At 44.8% G+C, this 17,073-nt stretch carries 14 protein-coding genes; 5 read left to right on the top strand and 9 right to left on the bottom strand.

Translation table 11 applies throughout. The annotated features are described in order from the left end of the window. Nucleotides 1-31: 31 nt before the first annotated feature. The 4 genes from D104_RS21025 (at nucleotide 32) to D104_RS21010 (ending at nucleotide 4,124) form a co-directional block, all read left to right on the top strand. Entirely contained in the window at nucleotides 32-1,315 is a 1,284-nt protein-coding gene (locus D104_RS21025; protein ID WP_024022605.1) for a 2-hydroxycarboxylate transporter family protein, read from the top strand. Between the two features lie 117 nt (nucleotides 1,316-1,432). Next, on the top strand, nucleotides 1,433-3,031 hold the full coding sequence (locus tag D104_RS21020; protein ID WP_036200410.1) for an ATP-binding protein: 1,599 nt from the start codon (nucleotides 1,433-1,435) through the stop codon (nucleotides 3,029-3,031). Next, nucleotides 3,028-3,711 (top strand): response regulator, encoded by a 684-nt coding sequence (locus D104_RS21015; protein ID WP_024022603.1) that lies wholly within the window; start codon nucleotides 3,028-3,030, stop codon nucleotides 3,709-3,711. Before D104_RS21020 ends, D104_RS21015 begins: the two co-directional genes overlap by 4 nt. An 8-nt stretch (nucleotides 3,712-3,719) precedes the next feature. Next, nucleotides 3,720-4,124, top strand: coding sequence for a nucleoside-diphosphate sugar epimerase/dehydratase (locus tag D104_RS21010; protein WP_024022602.1), 405 nt, complete (start codon nucleotides 3,720-3,722; stop codon nucleotides 4,122-4,124). Nucleotides 4,125-4,145: 21 nt separating this feature from the next. Here the strand turns inward: D104_RS21010 and D104_RS36930 are convergent, their stop codons facing one another. The 3 genes from D104_RS36930 to D104_RS21000 form a co-directional block, all read right to left on the bottom strand. Beyond that, the gene (locus tag D104_RS36930) at nucleotides 4,146-4,616 is read right to left on the bottom strand and encodes a hypothetical protein (RefSeq protein ID WP_024022601.1); all 471 of its coding nucleotides are present in this window, start codon (nucleotides 4,614-4,616) and stop codon (nucleotides 4,146-4,148) included. 95 nt (nucleotides 4,617-4,711) lie between these two features. Further along, the gene (gene lhgO / locus D104_RS21005; RefSeq protein WP_024022600.1) at nucleotides 4,712-5,971 is read right to left on the bottom strand and encodes an L-2-hydroxyglutarate oxidase; all 1,260 of its coding nucleotides are present in this window, start codon (nucleotides 5,969-5,971) and stop codon (nucleotides 4,712-4,714) included. A gap of 94 nt (nucleotides 5,972-6,065) precedes the next feature. Beyond that, nucleotides 6,066-7,316 carry a gallate dioxygenase gene (locus D104_RS21000; RefSeq protein WP_024022599.1) on the bottom strand — a complete coding sequence of 417 codons (1,251 nt, stop codon included), beginning with the start codon at nucleotides 7,314-7,316 and terminating at the stop codon, nucleotides 6,066-6,068. A gap of 105 nt (nucleotides 7,317-7,421) precedes the next feature. On the opposite strand from D104_RS21000, the gene D104_RS20995 reads away from it, so the two are divergent. Further along, a complete protein-coding gene (locus D104_RS20995; protein ID WP_024022598.1) occupies nucleotides 7,422-8,354 on the top strand; it encodes a LysR family transcriptional regulator in 933 nt (310 codons plus the stop codon). 53 nt (nucleotides 8,355-8,407) lie between these two features. On the opposite strand, the gene D104_RS37670 is transcribed toward D104_RS20995, so the two are convergent. The 6 genes from D104_RS37670 to D104_RS20970 form a co-directional block, all read right to left on the bottom strand. After that, nucleotides 8,408-8,626, bottom strand: a complete 219-nt coding sequence (locus tag D104_RS37670; protein WP_084545981.1) for a cysteine-rich CWC family protein — start codon at nucleotides 8,624-8,626, stop codon at nucleotides 8,408-8,410. A 96-nt stretch (nucleotides 8,627-8,722) separates the two neighbouring features. Further along, complete coding sequence (gene sucD / locus D104_RS20990) at nucleotides 8,723-9,595, bottom strand: succinate--CoA ligase subunit alpha (RefSeq protein WP_024022597.1); 873 nt, start codon at nucleotides 9,593-9,595, stop codon at nucleotides 8,723-8,725. Further along, nucleotides 9,595-10,761 carry an ADP-forming succinate--CoA ligase subunit beta gene (sucC, locus tag D104_RS20985; protein ID WP_024022596.1) on the bottom strand — a complete coding sequence of 389 codons (1,167 nt, stop codon included), beginning with the start codon at nucleotides 10,759-10,761 and terminating at the stop codon, nucleotides 9,595-9,597. The genes sucD and sucC overlap by 1 nt, the downstream gene beginning before the upstream one ends. Before the next feature lie 90 nt (nucleotides 10,762-10,851). Further along, nucleotides 10,852-12,291, bottom strand: coding sequence for a dihydrolipoyl dehydrogenase (gene lpdA / locus D104_RS20980; protein WP_024022595.1), 1,440 nt, complete (start codon nucleotides 12,289-12,291; stop codon nucleotides 10,852-10,854). A gap of 115 nt (nucleotides 12,292-12,406) precedes the next feature. Further along, nucleotides 12,407-13,945: a 2-oxoglutarate dehydrogenase complex dihydrolipoyllysine-residue succinyltransferase gene (gene odhB / locus D104_RS20975; protein WP_024022594.1), complete on the bottom strand. Its 1,539-nt coding sequence runs from the start codon at nucleotides 13,943-13,945 to the stop codon at nucleotides 12,407-12,409. Between the two features lie 33 nt (nucleotides 13,946-13,978). Then, a complete protein-coding gene (locus tag D104_RS20970; RefSeq protein WP_024022593.1) occupies nucleotides 13,979-16,816 on the bottom strand; it encodes a 2-oxoglutarate dehydrogenase E1 component in 2,838 nt (945 codons plus the stop codon). Nucleotides 16,817-17,073 lie beyond the last annotated feature (257 nt).

The following is a 17,073-nucleotide window of genomic DNA, read 5'->3' as shown; positions in this document are numbered from 1 at the left end:
AATTAATACAAACAATAAATGAGAGTCTTCCATGATCACAAACGATGCCATGACGGTACAAGATCAGCGTACCAGTAAAATTATTTTAGCCATTGCCGCTATCACCATTTTATTAGCCACCTTTGCAGGCAAGATGCCAAGCGGGATGATCGGCGCTTTGGGAATCATGGTCATCACTGGCTTCATCCTAAATTACATTGGCGACAGAACACCGATAATCAATCAGTTTTTCGGCGGTGGTGCCATCGTGGTTATTTTTGGTTCAGCGTACCTTTTCCACAGTTCTATTTTTCCTGCAAGCGCCGAGCAAAATGTCACCACGTTTATGAAAAGCGGCGGTTTCTTAGCGTTTTATGTTGCAAGTCTTGTGACTGGCTCGATCTTCGGCATGGACACTCAAACACTAAAAAAAGCGGCGTTAAAATACATTCCCGTTATTCTTGGGTCTGCGTTCTTTGCCTGTCTTTTCACTGGCTTAGTTGGCATGTTGGTAAGCAAGAGCTTTTATGATTCTGTGATGCTGATTGCCTTGCCAATTATGGGCGGCGGCATGGGTGCAGGTGCTGTGCCTTTGGTTGAAATCATGTCAGGCAAAACGGGCATGAACGCCGAAACATTGATGTCTCAAATGGTACCAGCGCTGGCCATCGGTAATGCCATCGCCATTGTAATGGCCGGTTTGTTAAACAAACTAGGACAAGTTGCACCCAACCTAACGGGTAATGGTCAGCTTATTCGTGGACAAAAAGCCATTGAGGAAGAAGACCAATCGACTGCACCTCTTAATGTCACCACACTGGGTGTGGGTGCTCTCTTAGCGGTTACTATGTACTTTGTTGGTACCTTGTTATCCAGTGTCATCGACATGCACACGTACGCATTGATGATCCTGTCTATCGCGCTCATCAAAGTATCTGGCATTATGCCTACTGCCCTAGAGCAAGCAGCCCATTCTTGGTATAAATTTGTGGTTGGTAACTTAACACCAGCGCTTTTGGTTGGTATCGGCGTGGCGTATACGGATCTAAACCAAATCCTAGCGGCTCTTTCGCCTATGTACTTCTTGCTTGTATTAATCACGGTACTGGGTGCGGTGTTCGGTGCAGGATTAATTGGTTGGATGATGGGATTCTACCCTATCGAAGCGGCGATCACGGGTGGTCTTTGCATGGCAAATATGGGTGGTACTGGCGACGTGGCGGTTCTTGCAGCAAGTAAGCGTATGGAACTGATGCCTTTCGCACAGATCTCTTCTCGGATCGGTGGTGCTTTCATGTTGATTCTTGCCACAATGGTTGTTCAAGCCATCGCGTAAGGCGAATGACTAAGTATCAAATAATAGGGAAAAGCCCGATACGGCTTTTCCCTTTCTTTAGCCCGTCCTCTGTATGCTGTATCATTGCGCTTCTTATTTTCCATCAGTAATGCGCACATGACATTAAAGTCTTACCTTGCCTTAATCACCATTTCGACGATCACCATTATTGTTGTCGCCATTGCTCTGGTATTTGGCTATTCCTTACAAAACGCCTATTTAGACGGCATCAGTAAACGCGGATTAGAGTTAGCCCGTGTGGTGGCTCATGACGACAGGGTCATTCGCGCCATCCAAACGAGTAACCTCGGCCAGCCAAGCTCACTACAAGATCATATCGAAAGCCTGCGTAAGCAAACCGACGCGTCTTATATTGTGGTGGTGGATAAAAAAGCGATTCGCCTCAGCCACCCAACTCAATCCATGGTAGGGAAAGTATTTATCGGCGACGATATTTATCCCGCATTGATAGATGGCAAGGAACTCACCAGCGTTGCCAAAGGCTCGTTAGGGGAAGCCATTCGAAACTTCACGCCGATCAGAGACAAAGACGACATTATTGGCGCGGTCAGTGTGGGTTATTTGTCACAAACCACCAGCGAATTAATTTATCAGCATTTGCGTGAAGCTGGGCTGTTGGTCATTTTTGTGTATTTACTTGGTGTCATTATCGCCGCTGTTTTAATTGCCAAGCTAAAACGCACCTTTTTATCACTCGAACCCGAAGAAATCGTACAAAAATTCAAAGAACACGAATTGATTTTAGACAGTATTCGCGATGGCATTGTCGCCATTGACCATGAGCAAAACATTACCGCGATTAACGCCATGGCCATCGAATGGTTAACCATGAATGTGCTGAGTGTTTCTCAGGTGGTAAAAAAGCCGTTGAGCGAGCAGTCCCAAAGTCTTTCTCACTTTGCCTTGGAAGCCAAAGGTAACATCACTAAGAACCGCTTCAATCTTGGAAAGTTAGAATTCATTGCCACTCTGTACCCTATAAAAAGCCAAAAAGGCGACATCGGTTATGTGATTGTATTTTTCCCCGATCACGGAGAAAAATCACTCGAACAAGAACTCACCGCCACGAAAAATTACGCAGATTTATTGCGCGCTAAAACACACGAATACGCCAACCGCTTGAATGTTTTGTCTGGCATGCTGCAAGCGGAACACTATGTCGATGCGATTGAATACCTTCAGCAAGAAAGCGACGGAGACCAAGTCGTGCTGAGGCAAATCATTAAAACCATCGAAAACAGCGCCGTTGCAGGGCTGATATTTGCCAAGCACAATAAAGCCAAAGATTTAAAAGTCGGTTTCTTGATTGAAAGTGACAGTCAATTAGGCCGGTATTCACCGGACACCAACGAAGCCTTAGTGACACTCGTCGGTAATTTAATCGACAACGCCTTATTGGCCGCATGGTCTAACAGATTAATGACGCCGCCTTTTGTTAAGCTGTATATTAGTGACCGTAACGCCCACATCATGATTCAGATTGAAGACAGCGGCGCAGGCGTGGACGAGAAGCTAGAAAACCGAATATTAGACTTCGGTGTCAGTAGCAAACACTACACAGAACAGCACGGCATTGGATTATATTTAGTCAAAAAGGTCGTCGATCAATACCACGGCAGCCTTGATTGGGAACGAAGTAACGTGAACACCACTGTGTTTAGTATTTACCTAGAAAAGCGAGCACTAACAAGATGAGTCGCATTCCTGTGATGATAGTGGAAGATGATCTACGTGCTAGCTATGTATTAGAAAGTACCATCAACCAACACACCGACTTTTACGTTGTCGCTGCCTGTGAAAGCGTGACCGAGGCAGTACTAAAAGCCGAAGCGTTTGAACCTGAGCTGATCATGGTCGACATTTCTTTGCCTGATGGAAACGGCATTGATCTCATAAAGTCATTAAAAACCAATGGCATTCAAGCCGCGTTTATCATGACCACCGCCGAAAGAGAAACCACCACGATAGAAAAAGCCATTCAATTAGGCGTGATGGATTATCTTGTCAAACCCATTCGAATGTCTCGCGTGCTTCAAGCGCTGAATGATTATTTGGATTTTAGAAAAAGACTCAACAAGAACGATAAAATTGACCAGCAAGACATCGATGCGCTATTTCGCAAAAATGCCACCTCCGACAACAGTCGTAAAACGCCAAAAGGTATCGATGAAAAAACACTGGAAAAGTTGACTCAATACCTGAATACGCTCGACGACACACCGTTTACAGCAGAAGACATAGGCGACGCGGTTAATCTTAGTCGTATTACCGCCAGACGATATTTAGAATATTTAGAAGCGCAAAAACAAGTCGCTATGACGCTGGATTACAAAACCGGCGGCCGCCCTAAACAACGCTATACCAAAATGGGGTAATCATCACAATGAGATTGAATTTGATTACCCGTTTTCGTGCCCTATTTAAACGAAAACTCGCGCCCAAAAAAGTGATTTTTATTGGTATCGATTACTTGTGTTTTTCATTGTCTAAGTCCTTACTCGACAACAATAAACACACTGAACAGCAAATAGAGATCGCGGCATTTATTGATGATGAGCCTTGGAATAATCGGACTAAAGTGAACGGTGCGACGGTATATTCGCCCAGCGAAATTACGGCGTTGGTCATCAAGAGAGATGTGGATTTGATTATTCGAATACAAGGGGAGTCAATTAAGATAGCGGACAATATCTGGGAAAATATTATTAAGACGGACGCTAACATAATCACATTACAACAAGATCAAGACATAGCCACCATGCAGAAAATCATTTACCAAGCCTGCTAGCTCTGCCCCCTCGTACCGCCATCAATAAGCAGAAGCGGACGCCACGCGTTCGGCTGATAAACCCATCGCGATTTTTAGAGATTGCGTAGACGACATCGCCATAACATTCAATTGATCCGTGTAAACGTCATTAGGAAGCTGAATGTCTGTACGCTGCGCCATGACGGTTTTAAATTTTTCAATATCCACGGAATCAGGGCCGTTTTTAATCGAATTTAACTCGTCTGCTGTCAGGCTTGCCATGCCAGCACCCGGTAAATAAATCGCACCTGTAATAAAGTCTACGCCAAATGCCACCACACCAGGAACAAAGAAAAACAACAACCCAATGGCGTCAAGCGCCGCAACACCAACGTCTATTTGACCGTTAGTTTGTCCGCGACGTTCAGGATAAAGTAAGGTTCCGCATGCCGTTACCTGTGTAACAAGCAGCGCCGCTGCAATGCCTCGCGTGATATACGTAACACCTAGAGGTTTCTTCAAATACGTCATATTGATTCCTTATCAGAGATGAATATCGCGCCACTCTATATCGAAACACGGGGACAGCACAAACCAAACCATCTTTGTTTCACAATGCTTTCGAGCTACACAGACGTTATTTGCTCATCGAGCTTGTCGATGATGTAAGCACCAATTGGAAAGGCGCTGGTCGCCGCTGGTGAAGGCGCGTTGCATACATGCAGCGTTCTTGGGCTGTGTGCAAACAGAAAGTCATGCACCAAACTACCGTCGTTCATCACGGCTTGCGCTCGAATGCCAGCGGGGTATGGCTGCAAATCATCCAACGTAATCTGGTCGCAATACTTTTGCACTTGCGCTAAATAGCCCGGCTTATACCAAGAATTTTTGGTTTCCACCAAACCGGTTCGCCAATGATTCATCAACAGTTTCCAAAAACCAGGGAAACGCACCATATCAAAAATGTCTCTCATGTCGATGTTAATTTTGCCATAACCTTCACGTTTCCAACCTTGTACGGCGTTTGGTCCAACGGTGACCGAACCATCAATCATACGAGTCAAATGTACACCCAAAAAAGGTAAATCTGGGTCTGGGATCGGATAGATCAGATGGTTCACAATCTGGTTGTGCTTTTCAGGTAATTTATAATATTCACCGCGAAAAGGAATAATCTGAAAATCCGTTGGAATATTGAGCATTTTGGTCAGTCGATCCGCCATCAACCCACTGCAACTGACAAGATAAGACGCGTGAACCACATCGTTGTTTAATGTGATGGCAACACGCTCGTGACTTTCTTCCAAGCTCACAACTTGGCTATTTAAACGAAGCTCGCCGCCTTCTTTGGTAAAGAGTTCCGCCAGTTTTTGGCAAATTTTTCGATAATTCACGATGCCAGTAGACGGGACAAACAACGCCCCCAGCCCTTTTACGTTGGGTTCGCGGGCATTTAACTGCGCTTGATCCAGTTTATGAACTTCTAAGCCATTTTCATGACAACGTAGGTATAAAGCTTCCATGCGTTCATACTCCAACGCATTGGTCGCCACTAATAACTTCCCACACTCATCAAATTCAATGTCATGCTGATGGCAAAACGCTTTTGTGGCTTTTGCTCCTCTTTGGCAAAAATCGGCTTTTAAACTGCCTGGCGCATAATAAACACCCGCATGAATAACACCCGAGTTATGGCCAGTTTGATGCGTACCGACGTCCGCTTCCTTTTCGATCAATAAAATTCGGTAGGTAGGATAACGTTGAAGCAGTTGCCAAGCCGTTGATAAACCGACAATGCCAGCCCCAATGACCGCGATATCGTAAGTTCCTTCCTTTAATTGACTCGCCACAGCAATGCCTCTTTTTAAATGAATTTTAATTGTCATTATGTCACGGTTACGCGATAAAAAAACCAGATCAACATGTCTGCTGTCTGGTTTTATATTCTATTTTCCTTTGAGTAACGTTAAAAAATGGTCTTTATTTTTTCCCCACTGAATACGTCATGGAAACCTTTCTACTCGCTTGAAATTCCGCCATCGTTTCACCTCGCATGCTGGCATACACTTCTGGGTTTGACTTTCCTAACACGGCGGAAAGCTTTTCTAACCCAAAGAAGATCGCGCCATATTGGATCATTTCAATCCAGCGTAGATGTCGAATCATGTCTTTCTCTTCCTCTGTTAAGTCATACTCTGACATGAGCTCTTCTTGAGAAGATAAGAATTTTTCACGGTGTTCAGATATGGAAAGTCGACGCAAAAAATCATTGATTCGATACGCTTTATGACTCACTTCTAAGGTGAAAGGATAGGTTCCTTCTAACGCTTCAATACCGTCCAGTTGCTCATTCAAATACGCGTCAGGAACAACCTGCGCCACGGTGTCTGTGTCTTCATAAATAACGGTAGCGATGTTGGTCATAGAAGGCAAATAGGTACTTCGATGCACTTGCTTTACTTGATCCGACAGCGCACCACGCATAATAAGCCACATAATAACTTCTGCGCCTTCGTATCCGCCTTTTGTCGCGTATTCCGCATGCGTTAGCTCTGTAAGCGCACTAGGATCGGATTCGAGCTTATCGAGAAACTCGTTGTCCCACGCTTCATCGTTAAAACCACAACGCTCGCCATGAACTTGATGCGACAATCCACCCGTTGCGACAATTGCCACTCGCATATTGTCATCGGGAAAACTTTGAATGGCTTTGCGCAGCGCTTTGCCTAATTTATAACAACGTTTTGCGGTCGGCGCTGGAAACTGTAAAACCCCTACTTGAAGCGGTACAACTTTTCCCTCCCAAACACGGTCATTCACTTCTGGGGCGATCATAGAGAACGGAGAGAAAAATCCGTGATCCAGTGGCTTTTTCTGAAAGGTTGCCAGATCAAATTCGTCGTTCATCAAGGATTGAGCTATATGCCGTGACAAATCAACATGACCTTGCGCCGCGGGATAATCTCTCGCGCCACCGCCTTCGTCTGCGGTTTCATAGGCGTCATCCACACCGAGTGTGAACGGCGAATAATGATCAAAGAAAAACGAAGTTATATGGTCATTGAATATGAGAAACAGCACATTCACTTCCTTCTCATGAACCCAGTTTTGCAGTGCACTGAAGTCATCAAATATCGGCTTCCATGCCGCATCGTTTCCCTTTTTCGCATCTTTTGCAAACGCAATAGTAGGCGAATGTGACGCGCCAATGCCGCCAATAATTTTAGCCATGATAGATTTACCCTATGATTTTTTTTTGGAACAGTGGATACAGAAGAAGAATAATCATAAACTAAAAATACAACAATCCAGAAAATTGGAACGAACCGTTTCCCTATGAAAACAATAACCACAAACTTACAACACCACCTCAGCGATATCCCTGCGTTTGTACAAGTAGTGGAAACCAAAAGCATGTCACAAGCGGCAAAGCAGCTCGGGGTATCAAAATCAACGATCAGCAAATCCATTGCCCGTTTAGAAGAAACACTAAATTTGCGATTACTCGAACGAAACTCTAGAAACATTTGGGTAACAGCAGAAGGGCAAACACTGTATCAGCATGCTTGCCAAATCCTTCAACTCGTCAATGAAACAGACAATGCGATTGCTGGCCTGCAAGCAGAACCCGCCGGACGAGTTAAGGTCGCGATGCCGATGGCCTTCTGTCGTGAATTACTCGCTCCGAAACTCCATGTTTTTCAGTCTCGCTACCCTAAGATTCAATTGGACATTATGACCAGCGGACACTCACTTGATATTTTTCAGCACGAAATAGACATTGGCGTCATTGTAGGAAGTCTTGAAAATTCGGAACTTATCGCTACGCCATTGTATTCAGGCAAACTCAGATGGATTACGACACCTCAATACTTGTCGACGCAGGTCACTACACTAACGCCAGACACGTTAAAAACCCATATTCACATTTGTGAAACACGCTATGGGGGCGATCGCTTTCCAGTGCAATATGGAACAGAAAAAGTACACCTGAACCTGCAAACAAACATCACTCACTGCAACGATCCATTAACCGTACGCGAGGCGATATTGTCAGGCTGTGGCATTTCCCTGCTTCCGGAACAGTATTGTATGAAGCAAATAGCGACGGGGCAGTTAATTGAGGTGGCTAAAGAGATTAAACCCGACATTGAAGCCGCAAAGTTAACGGCGCTTTATCCCAGTAGGAAAAACCGTTCGCAGCGAATTGATATCGTATTGAGGTTTTTAAAAGAAGTATGCGATGAGCTAAAGAATGAAACAACGTAGCACGAAAACACGATGAATCAGCCCCGGTTCAAATTATAGCAAGACCGATTTGCTTAGTGCTTGTTGTCGTTAGAACGCCAATGCCGTTCAAATATAACCGGTGATCGCCGATATTTTTCAATACATTGTTGACACACACACGCCCTATTTACATCGCCTTCTGATAGTAATGCTAACAACCCTGATGGCACATGGGTATTAAAGCACCAGCAAGCTTGATCCGACTGAACGGAACAATCATTGTGCTCATGGCAAAATGGACAACGTTTCATAACAACACTTCATGATCAATTGATTTTATTGTAGACAAAAAAATCCCTGCCGAAGCAGGGATTTTAATCATCAGTAATGCTTTAAAAATGACTCGCTTACCAGCCAGTAATTTCTTTAAGACCAGCACCGATATCAGCCAAAGAACGAACCGTTTTCACGCCCGCATCTTCTAGTGCTGCAAATTTCTCATCTGCTGTGCCTTTACCGCCAGAAATGATCGCGCCAGCATGACCCATACGCTTACCAGCAGGTGCAGTAACACCAGCAATGTAAGAAACAACAGGCTTAGTCACGTTTGCTTTGATGTAAGCAGCCGCTTCTTCTTCCGCTGTACCACCGATTTCACCGATCATAACAATCGCTTCAGTCTGTGGATCGTTTTGGAACATTTCCAATACGTCGATGAAGTTAGTACCTGGGATTGGATCACCACCGATACCGACACAAGTAGATTGACCGAAGCCAGCGTCAGTCGTTTGTTTTACAGCTTCATAAGTCAAGGTACCAGAACGAGATACGATACCTACTTTACCTGGCATATGGATATGACCAGGCATGATGCCGATTTTACATTCGCCAGGAGTGATAATACCTGGGCAGTTAGGGCCGATAAGACGAACGCCTAAAGCATCACACGCTACTTTACAGTCAAGCATATCCAAAGTAGGAATGCCTTCTGTGATACAAACGATTAGTTTGATACCAGAGTTAGCCGCTTCAAGGATAGAATCCTTACAGAAAGGCGCTGGTACGTAGATTACAGTCGCTTCCGCGCCAGTTTGCTCTACTGCTTCTTTTACTGTGTTGAAAACAGGTAGGCCAAGGTGAGTTTGACCACCTTTACCAGGTGTAACACCACCCACCATTTTTGTTCCGTATGCAATCGCTTGCTCGGAATGGAATGTACCTTGTCCGCCAGTGAAACCCTGACAGATAACTTTAGTATCTTTATTAATTAATACAGACATTATTTGCCCTCCGCAGCTTTAACAACTTGGATAGCTGCATCTTTAAGACTGGTAGCCGCGATGATATCAAGATCAGATTTCGCTAGTACTTCACGACCAAGGTCAGCATTCGTACCTTCTAGACGTACAACAACAGGCACGGTAACGCCTACTTGTTCAACTGCACCGATAATACCTTCAGCGATCATGTCACAGCGAACGATGCCACCAAAGATGTTAACCAATACCGCTTTAACATTGCTGTCAGAAAGGATGATTTTGAATGCTTCAGCAACACGTTCTTTTGTCGCGCCGCCGCCTACATCTAGGAAGTTAGCAGGTTTGCCGCCGTGTAGGTTTACGATGTCCATTGTACCCATTGCTAGGCCGGCACCGTTAACCATGCAGCCAACGTTTCCGTCTAGTGCTACGTAGTTAAGTTCCCACTGTGCTGCATGCGCTTCACGCTCATCTTCTTGAGATGGATCGTGAAACTCTTGCATTTTCTTCTGACGGTAAACTGCGTTGCTGTCGATGCCAATTTTGCCATCTAGACAATGAAGGTTGCCTTCGTCAGTGATTACCAATGGGTTGATTTCTAATAGTGCGAAATCGTAGTCGTGGAACATTTGAGACAAACCAAGGAATACTTTAGTGAATTGCTTGATTTGAGTTGGGTTAAGACCCAATTTAAATGCCAATTCACGAGCTTGGTAAGGTTGAGCACCAACTAGCGGATCAATGATCGCTTTATGGATTAGCTCAGGTGTTTCCTCAGCCACTTTCTCAATCTCAACACCGCCTTCAGTAGAGGCCATGAAAACAACGCGACGTGTAGAACGGTCAACAACAGCACCTAGGTACAATTCGTTTGCGATGTCAGTGCAAGACTCAACTAGAATCTTAGCAACTGGCTGACCATTTTCATCAGTTTGGTAAGTAACTAGGTTTTTACCCAACCAGTTTTGTGTAAATGCTGCAACTTCTTCATAAGAATCAACAAGTTTTACACCGCCTGCTTTACCGCGACCACCAGCGTGAACCTGAGCTTTAACAACCCACTTGTCTCCGCCAATTTTTTTCGCTGCTTCCACTGCCGCTTCCGGCGTGTCTACTGCGTACCCTGTAGATACTGGCAGACCGTATTCAGCAAAAAGCTGTTTAGCCTGATATTCATGTAAGTTCATTTGATTCTTCCGCTCATCTGAATGATTGACATAAGCTCTGTCCGCTAAGACAGAAATTACCGGCTTTAAAGCCGGCAAATCTAATTTTTATTAACGCTTTTTACGGTTTGCAATATGGATGGCATGACCATCTACTGCCAACGCTGCTTCATGTACCGCTTCACTTACCGTTGGGTGAGCGAATACAGTCAAAGCGATGTCTTCTGCTGTGGAGCCAAACTCCATAGCGATAACCGCTTGAGCGATCAAATCAGCCGCATGGCCACCAATAATATGGCAACCTAAAATGCGATCTGTTTCTTCACAAGCAATCATTTTAACAAAGCCATCTGTGTCATTTGCTGCCATAGCACGACCAGAAGCTGCAAATGGGAATTTACCCACTTTGAATTTAATGCCTTCCGCTTTCAGTTCTTGCTCATTTTTACCAACCCAAGCAAGTTCTGGGTGAGTATAAATTACAGAAGGAATGCAGTCATAATTCATTTGCGCTTTATGGCCAGCAATAATGTCCGCAACCATCACACCTTCTTCAGATGCTTTATGCGCAAGCATTGGTCCACGTACGATATCACCAATCGCGAAAACACCTGGAACAGAAGTACGGCACTGCTCATCCACGAACACAAAACCACGTTCGTCCAATTTCACACCGGAATCGTCAGAGAAACAACCTTCCGTGAATGGCTTACGACCAACGGCAACAATCAACTTATCGAATGTTTGTTTTTGCTCTTCGCCTTTCGCATCAAGGTAAGTAACTTCTACTTCTTCGCCATTAATCTGGCTACCTGTTACGCGAGCGCCAGTACGGATATCTAGATGCTGCTTCTTGAAGATTTTTGCCGCTTCTTTAGCAAGATCTTGATCACAAACGCTTAAGAAAGAATCCTGCGCTTCAAGCACAACAACTTCAGAACCCAAACGAGCCCATACAGAACCCAACTCTAGACCGATAACGCCAGCACCAATTACGCCAAGACGCTTAGGTACAGCACGGAAATCAAGCGCACCTTCGTTATCAACGATGATGTCACCTGTGCGTGGCGCTGGTGGAATATTGACAGGAATAGAACCCGTTGCCAAAATCACGTTTTCAGCATCGATAACCGTAACCGTGCCATCGTGCGCCGTGAATTCTACTTTTTTGTTCGCTAGAACTTTACCGAAGCCTTCAAAGCTAGTAACGCCATTTGCTTTGAAAAGACCAGTAATACCGCTGGTCAATTGATCAACGATTTTGTCTTTACGGTCAACCATTGTGTTGACGTCCATAGCGACATCACCAACACTAATACCGTGAACGCCGTAAGCTTCTTTCGCATCATGGTATTTGTGCGAAGAATCCAACAAGGCTTTAGAGGGAATACAACCCACATTCAAACAAGTACCGCCTAGACGCGGCTTACTATCTTTGTCCAACCATTTTTCAATACATGCTGTTTTCAGACCTAACTGAGCAGCACGAATTGCAGCAACATAGCCGCCAGGGCCGCCGCCAATTACAACAACATCAAATTTATCAGACATAAGAGGTTCCATTTTTTCAGTCAAACTGAGCAGCGCTTTATGAGCGCTGCTGCAGAATCAATTCATACTCTACATTGGTATGAACACTTAAATTTACGTACTAAGATTTTAAACATTAAATCTCAAGTAACAGACGTGCTGGGTCTTCTAGCAAATCTTTGATTGTTACTAAGAACTGTACCGCTTCTTTACCGTCAATCATACGGTGATCATAAGACAAGGCTAAGTACATCATTGGCTGGATAACAACCTGACCATTTACCGCCATTGGACGATCTTGGATTTTATGCATACCCAAGATAGCCGTTTGTGGTGGATTAATAATCGGAGTAGACATCAAAGAACCAAACGTACCGCCATTAGTAATGGTGAACGTACCGCCTTGCATGTCATCCATACCCAATTTGCCATCACGTCCACGGATTGCAAAATCCATGATATTAGATTCGATGTCAGCCAAGCCCATGGCTTCTGTGTTACGCAATACAGGAACCATCAAGCCACGGTTAGTAGAAACCGCAACACCAATATCTTGGTAGCCATGATAAACCATGTCGTTGCCATCAATAGAGGCATTAACCGCTGGGAAACGTTTTAGTGCTTCAGTAGCCGCTTTAACGAAGAAAGACATAAAACCAAGTTTCGTGCCGTTATGGGCTTTCATAAACTCGTCTTTGTATTTCTTACGGATCTCCATAACAGGACCCATGTTGACTTCGTTGTATGTCGTCAACAAGGCCGCTGTTTGCTGAGCTTCAACCAAGCGCTTCGCAATCGTGGCACGAAGGCGAGTCATTGGAACGCGTTTTTCAATGCGTCCGTCAGCACCCAAGGCCGGCATTGCTGCCGCGGCAGCTGGAGCAGCAGATTTAGCCACTGGTGCCGCCGGAGTAGATACTTTCGCTTTTGCTGCGGCATCAACATCTTCTTTTGTGATACGACCGCCTTTACCGGTACCTTTTACTTGCGCAGCCGTCAAACCAGCTTCTGCCAATGCTTTGCGAGCAGCAGGGCCAGCAACACCATCTTCGTCCGCTTCTTCTGTAGCGGCAACAGGTGCTGCAGCAGCAGGCGCTGTCGCTGCACCAGAAGCGCCAACTAAGAAATTAGCCAACACTTCATCGCTTAAGACCGTTTCGCCTTCCGCTTTAAGAATATCGCCAATCACGCCATCCGCTGGTGCAACAACCTCTAGAACAACTTTGTCTGTTTCGATATCAACGATGTGCTCATCGCGTGAACAAGCTTCACCTGGCTGTTTGTGCCAAGCAGCAACCGTGCCGTCGGCAACAGATTCAGGAAAGGTTGGCGCTTTAATCTGAACAGATTCAGACGCTGCTGTTGGCGCTGCAGGAGCTGCTGAAACAGGAGCCGCTGCTGGTGCTGCTTTTTCAGCTGGTGCTGCAGATGCCGCTGCACCAGCAACAAAAGTCGCCAAAACTTCATCGCTAAGTACGATGTCGCCTTCCGCTTTTAATACGGTTTCAAGTACGCCGTCAGCTGGAGCCACGACTTCCAAGACAACTTTGTCTGTCTCGATGTCAACGATGTGCTCATCACGTGCACAGGCTTCGCCTGGCTGTTTGTACCAAGTAGCAACGGTGCCGTCGGCTACAGATTCTGGAAAAGTAGGTGCTTTAATTTCAATGCTCATTTTATACCCTTATCTCTTTGACAGGCTATGGTACTAACCAACTAATGCGTCGTTGACCAGTGCTTCTTGTTCTTCAACATGGATAGACATGTAACCAGCCGCTGGTGCAGCAGACGAAATTCGACCCGCAAAGCGGATTTTTAATTCCGGATACAATTTTTCCAATACTCGATTCATACGGTGACGATTGGCATGCCAAGCACCTTGGTTTTTCGGCTCTTCTTGACACCAAACCAAGCTCTCAACATTTTTGTACTGTTCTAACACAGACTCAAGGTCAGCGTATGGGAACGGGTACAACTGCTCTAAACGAATCACAGCAACATCATCTTTTTGCAGTTCTTCACGACGATTAAATAAGTCGAAATACACTTTACCGCTACAAAGGACAATACGTTTAACTTTGTCCGCTGCAATCGTTTCAGATGATTCTGGTAATACCGTTTTAAAGCTTCCTTCCGCCAAGTCTTCCAAAGTAGATATTGCTTGTTTATGACGCAACAAGCTCTTAGGAGACATAATAATAAGCGGACGACGCATAGGACGAATCGCTTGACGACGGATGATATGGAAAATCTGAGACGGTGTCGTTGGAACACAAACTTGGATATTGTATTCAGCACAAAGCTGCAAGAATCGTTCTAGTCTCGCCGAAGAATGCTCAGGACCTTGACCTTCATAACCGTGCGGCAACAACATTGTCAGACCGCATAAACGACCCCACTTATGTTCACCACTGGTAATAAATTGGTCAATCACCACTTGCGCACCGTTTGCGAAGTCACCAAATTGTGCTTCCCAAATAACCAAACCTTTCGGTGACGTACTTGCATAGCCATATTCGAATGCCAATACCGCTTCTTCAGATAAGTAAGAGTCATATAGATCCAACGTAGGCTGGTCTTCAGACAAATGCTTCAGAGGAATATAAGTACTGCCATCTTTTTGACTGTGTATAACAGCATGTCGATGCGAGAACGTACCACGACCAGAATCCTGACCCGTAATACGAATTGGGTAATCCTGTTCAAGTAACGTAGCAAATGCCAACGTTTCCGCATAACCCCAGTTAAGTGGTAATGCACCCGCTGTCATTTTATCGCGATCTTGGTAGATTTTCTGAACTTGGCGCTGAACAACAATGCCATCAGGGACGCTGGTTAATTTCTTAGCCATTTCCTGTAATTTGGCCATTGGGTATGTTGTATCACCCGCATCCGTCCATTCAACACCAATGTAAGGCTTCCAATCGACAAATGAACCGGTCTGAGATTCAAGCACAAGACTCTTAGAAACATGACGAGCATTGTCTAGATCTTCTCGGTTTTCATTCACCATTTGATCAGATTTCATTTGAGTTACAACAGATTCACCAACCAAACGCTCTGAGTACAAAGTACGAGTCGTTTTAAGCTTGCTAATCACACTGTACATCAATGGCTGAGTACCAGAAGGCTCATCCGTTTCGTTATGACCACGGCGGCGGTAACACACCATATCGATCACAACATCACGGCCAAACTCGTAACGGTAATCCAATGCCAGCTGAGTAACGAACAATACAGCTTCTGGATCATCACCATTAACATGGAAAATTGGCGCTTGAATGATTTTAGCAACGTCTGTTGCGTATTCAGTAGAACGCGAATCTTCCTGACGGTTAGTCGTAAAACCAACCTGATTGTTAATCACGATATGAACCGTACCACCTGTACGGTATGCGCGGGTTTGAGACATCTGGAATGTCTCCATCACCACACCTTGACCAGCGAAAGCGGCGTCACCGTGAATCGAAATAGGAACAACGGTTTTACCTGATGTGTCTTTACGACGATCTTGACGAGCTCGAACTGAGCCCTCAACAACAGGGGAAACAATTTCCAAATGTGATGGGTTAAATGACAGAGCGATATGCACTTCACCGCCCGCTGTAATCACATTTGAAGAGAAACCTTGATGGTATTTAACGTCACCAGACGTATTAACCAGTTTTTTACCTTCGAACTCATCAAATAGGTCTTTCGGGTTTTTACCCAAGGTATTAACCAAGACATTGAGTCGACCACGGTGAGCCATACCAATAACAACTTCTTTTGCACCCAGTGCACCAGAACGTTGGATCAGTTCGTTCATCATTGGAATTAGACTTTCAGCACCTTCAAGGCCAAAACGTTTTGCACCAGGGTATCGACTAGCAAGGTATTTCTCTAGGCCTTCCGCTGCAGTTAAACGCTCTAATAGGCTTTCACGGGTTTCTTGAGAGTATTCTGGACGGGAACGAACTGATTCGACACGTTGTTGAAGCCACGCTTTTTCCTGCGTATCAACAATGTGCATAAATTCATAACCGATGCTTCCGCAATAGGTCTTTTCTAATTCAGAAACGATTTCACTGAGCTTTAGTGATTCTTTATTAAAAAACAAAGACCCAACATTAAACTCAGTATCTAAGTCTGCACCTGTCAATTGATGATAACCAATATCAAGATCGGCTACTTTCTCACGTTTTTGCAACCCAAGCGGATCAAGTGTTGAATGTTGATGCCCACGAACGCGATACGCATTGATCAACTGCAATACATTGATTTGTTTCTGCTCATGATCTGAACTAGCCACTTGTCCTGTAGAAACAGGCATAGAGCGGAATTTGTTCTTACCAATCTGTAGAAATTGCTCTTGAATCACGGAATGAGGAAGATCCGTTGATTGTGCTTCGCTTACACGAGGCAATTGGTCAAAACATTTACGCCATTCTTCCGACACTGAGTTCGGATCGACGAGGTAGCTTTCAAACAACCCTTCTACATATTCCAAGTTTCCACCTGAAAAATGCGAGGTGCTCCACAGCAACTCCATTAAACTTTCGTGCATTCTCGATCACCCTTATGTTCGAGCCAGCTACCGGGGTCCCGGTATCAACCTAAGGCTTAGGTCGATCATTTTATCAGGCCCGTAAGGCTATTAAAGCCTCGATTTTTTGTTTATTTCCAGCTACTTTCGCCCTTTTACGTTTAATACTAAACCACTAAGAACCATTCATTTAAAAAATAAACCATCCTGAATCCCTTATCACTGAGTTAGTGGTTTTTCTTAGTGCATCCTTGCTCGTAAAGATCGAATTTTAAATT

The organism is Marinomonas profundimaris (assembly GCF_000508165.1).
GTDB classification, from domain to species: Bacteria; Pseudomonadota; Gammaproteobacteria; order Pseudomonadales; family Marinomonadaceae; genus Marinomonas; species Marinomonas profundimaris.
The sequence above is the reverse complement of the archived record's forward strand: the minus strand, read 5'-3'. Positions and strand labels throughout refer to the sequence as shown.

Bases quoted from the DNA above. Each gene is read 5' to 3' on its own strand.
- lpdA (WP_024022595.1), bottom strand. From the start codon at position 12,291: ATGTCTGATAAATTTGATGTTGTTGTAATTGGCGGCGGCCCTGGCGGC.
- D104_RS20995 (WP_024022598.1), top strand. From the start codon at position 7,422: ATGAAAACAATAACCACAAACTTACAACACCACCTCAGCGATATCCCT.
- D104_RS21020 (WP_036200410.1), top strand. From the start codon at position 1,433: ATGACATTAAAGTCTTACCTTGCCTTAATCACCATTTCGACGATCACC.
- D104_RS37670 (WP_084545981.1), bottom strand. From the start codon at position 8,626: ATGAAACGTTGTCCATTTTGCCATGAGCACAATGATTGTTCCGTTCAG.
- D104_RS21015 (WP_024022603.1), top strand. From the start codon at position 3,028: ATGAGTCGCATTCCTGTGATGATAGTGGAAGATGATCTACGTGCTAGC.
- sucC (WP_024022596.1), bottom strand. From the start codon at position 10,761: ATGAACTTACATGAATATCAGGCTAAACAGCTTTTTGCTGAATACGGT.
- lhgO (WP_024022600.1), bottom strand. From the start codon at position 5,971: ATGACAATTAAAATTCATTTAAAAAGAGGCATTGCTGTGGCGAGTCAA.
- D104_RS36930 (WP_024022601.1), bottom strand. From the start codon at position 4,616: ATGACGTATTTGAAGAAACCTCTAGGTGTTACGTATATCACGCGAGGC.
- sucD (WP_024022597.1), bottom strand. From the start codon at position 9,595: ATGTCTGTATTAATTAATAAAGATACTAAAGTTATCTGTCAGGGTTTC.
- odhB (WP_024022594.1), bottom strand. From the start codon at position 13,945: ATGAGCATTGAAATTAAAGCACCTACTTTTCCAGAATCTGTAGCCGAC.
- D104_RS21000 (WP_024022599.1), bottom strand. From the start codon at position 7,316: ATGGCTAAAATTATTGGCGGCATTGGCGCGTCACATTCGCCTACTATT.
- D104_RS20970 (WP_024022593.1), bottom strand. From the start codon at position 16,816: ATGCACGAAAGTTTAATGGAGTTGCTGTGGAGCACCTCGCATTTTTCA.
- D104_RS21010 (WP_024022602.1), top strand. From the start codon at position 3,720: ATGAGATTGAATTTGATTACCCGTTTTCGTGCCCTATTTAAACGAAAA.
- D104_RS21025 (WP_024022605.1), top strand. From the start codon at position 32: ATGATCACAAACGATGCCATGACGGTACAAGATCAGCGTACCAGTAAA.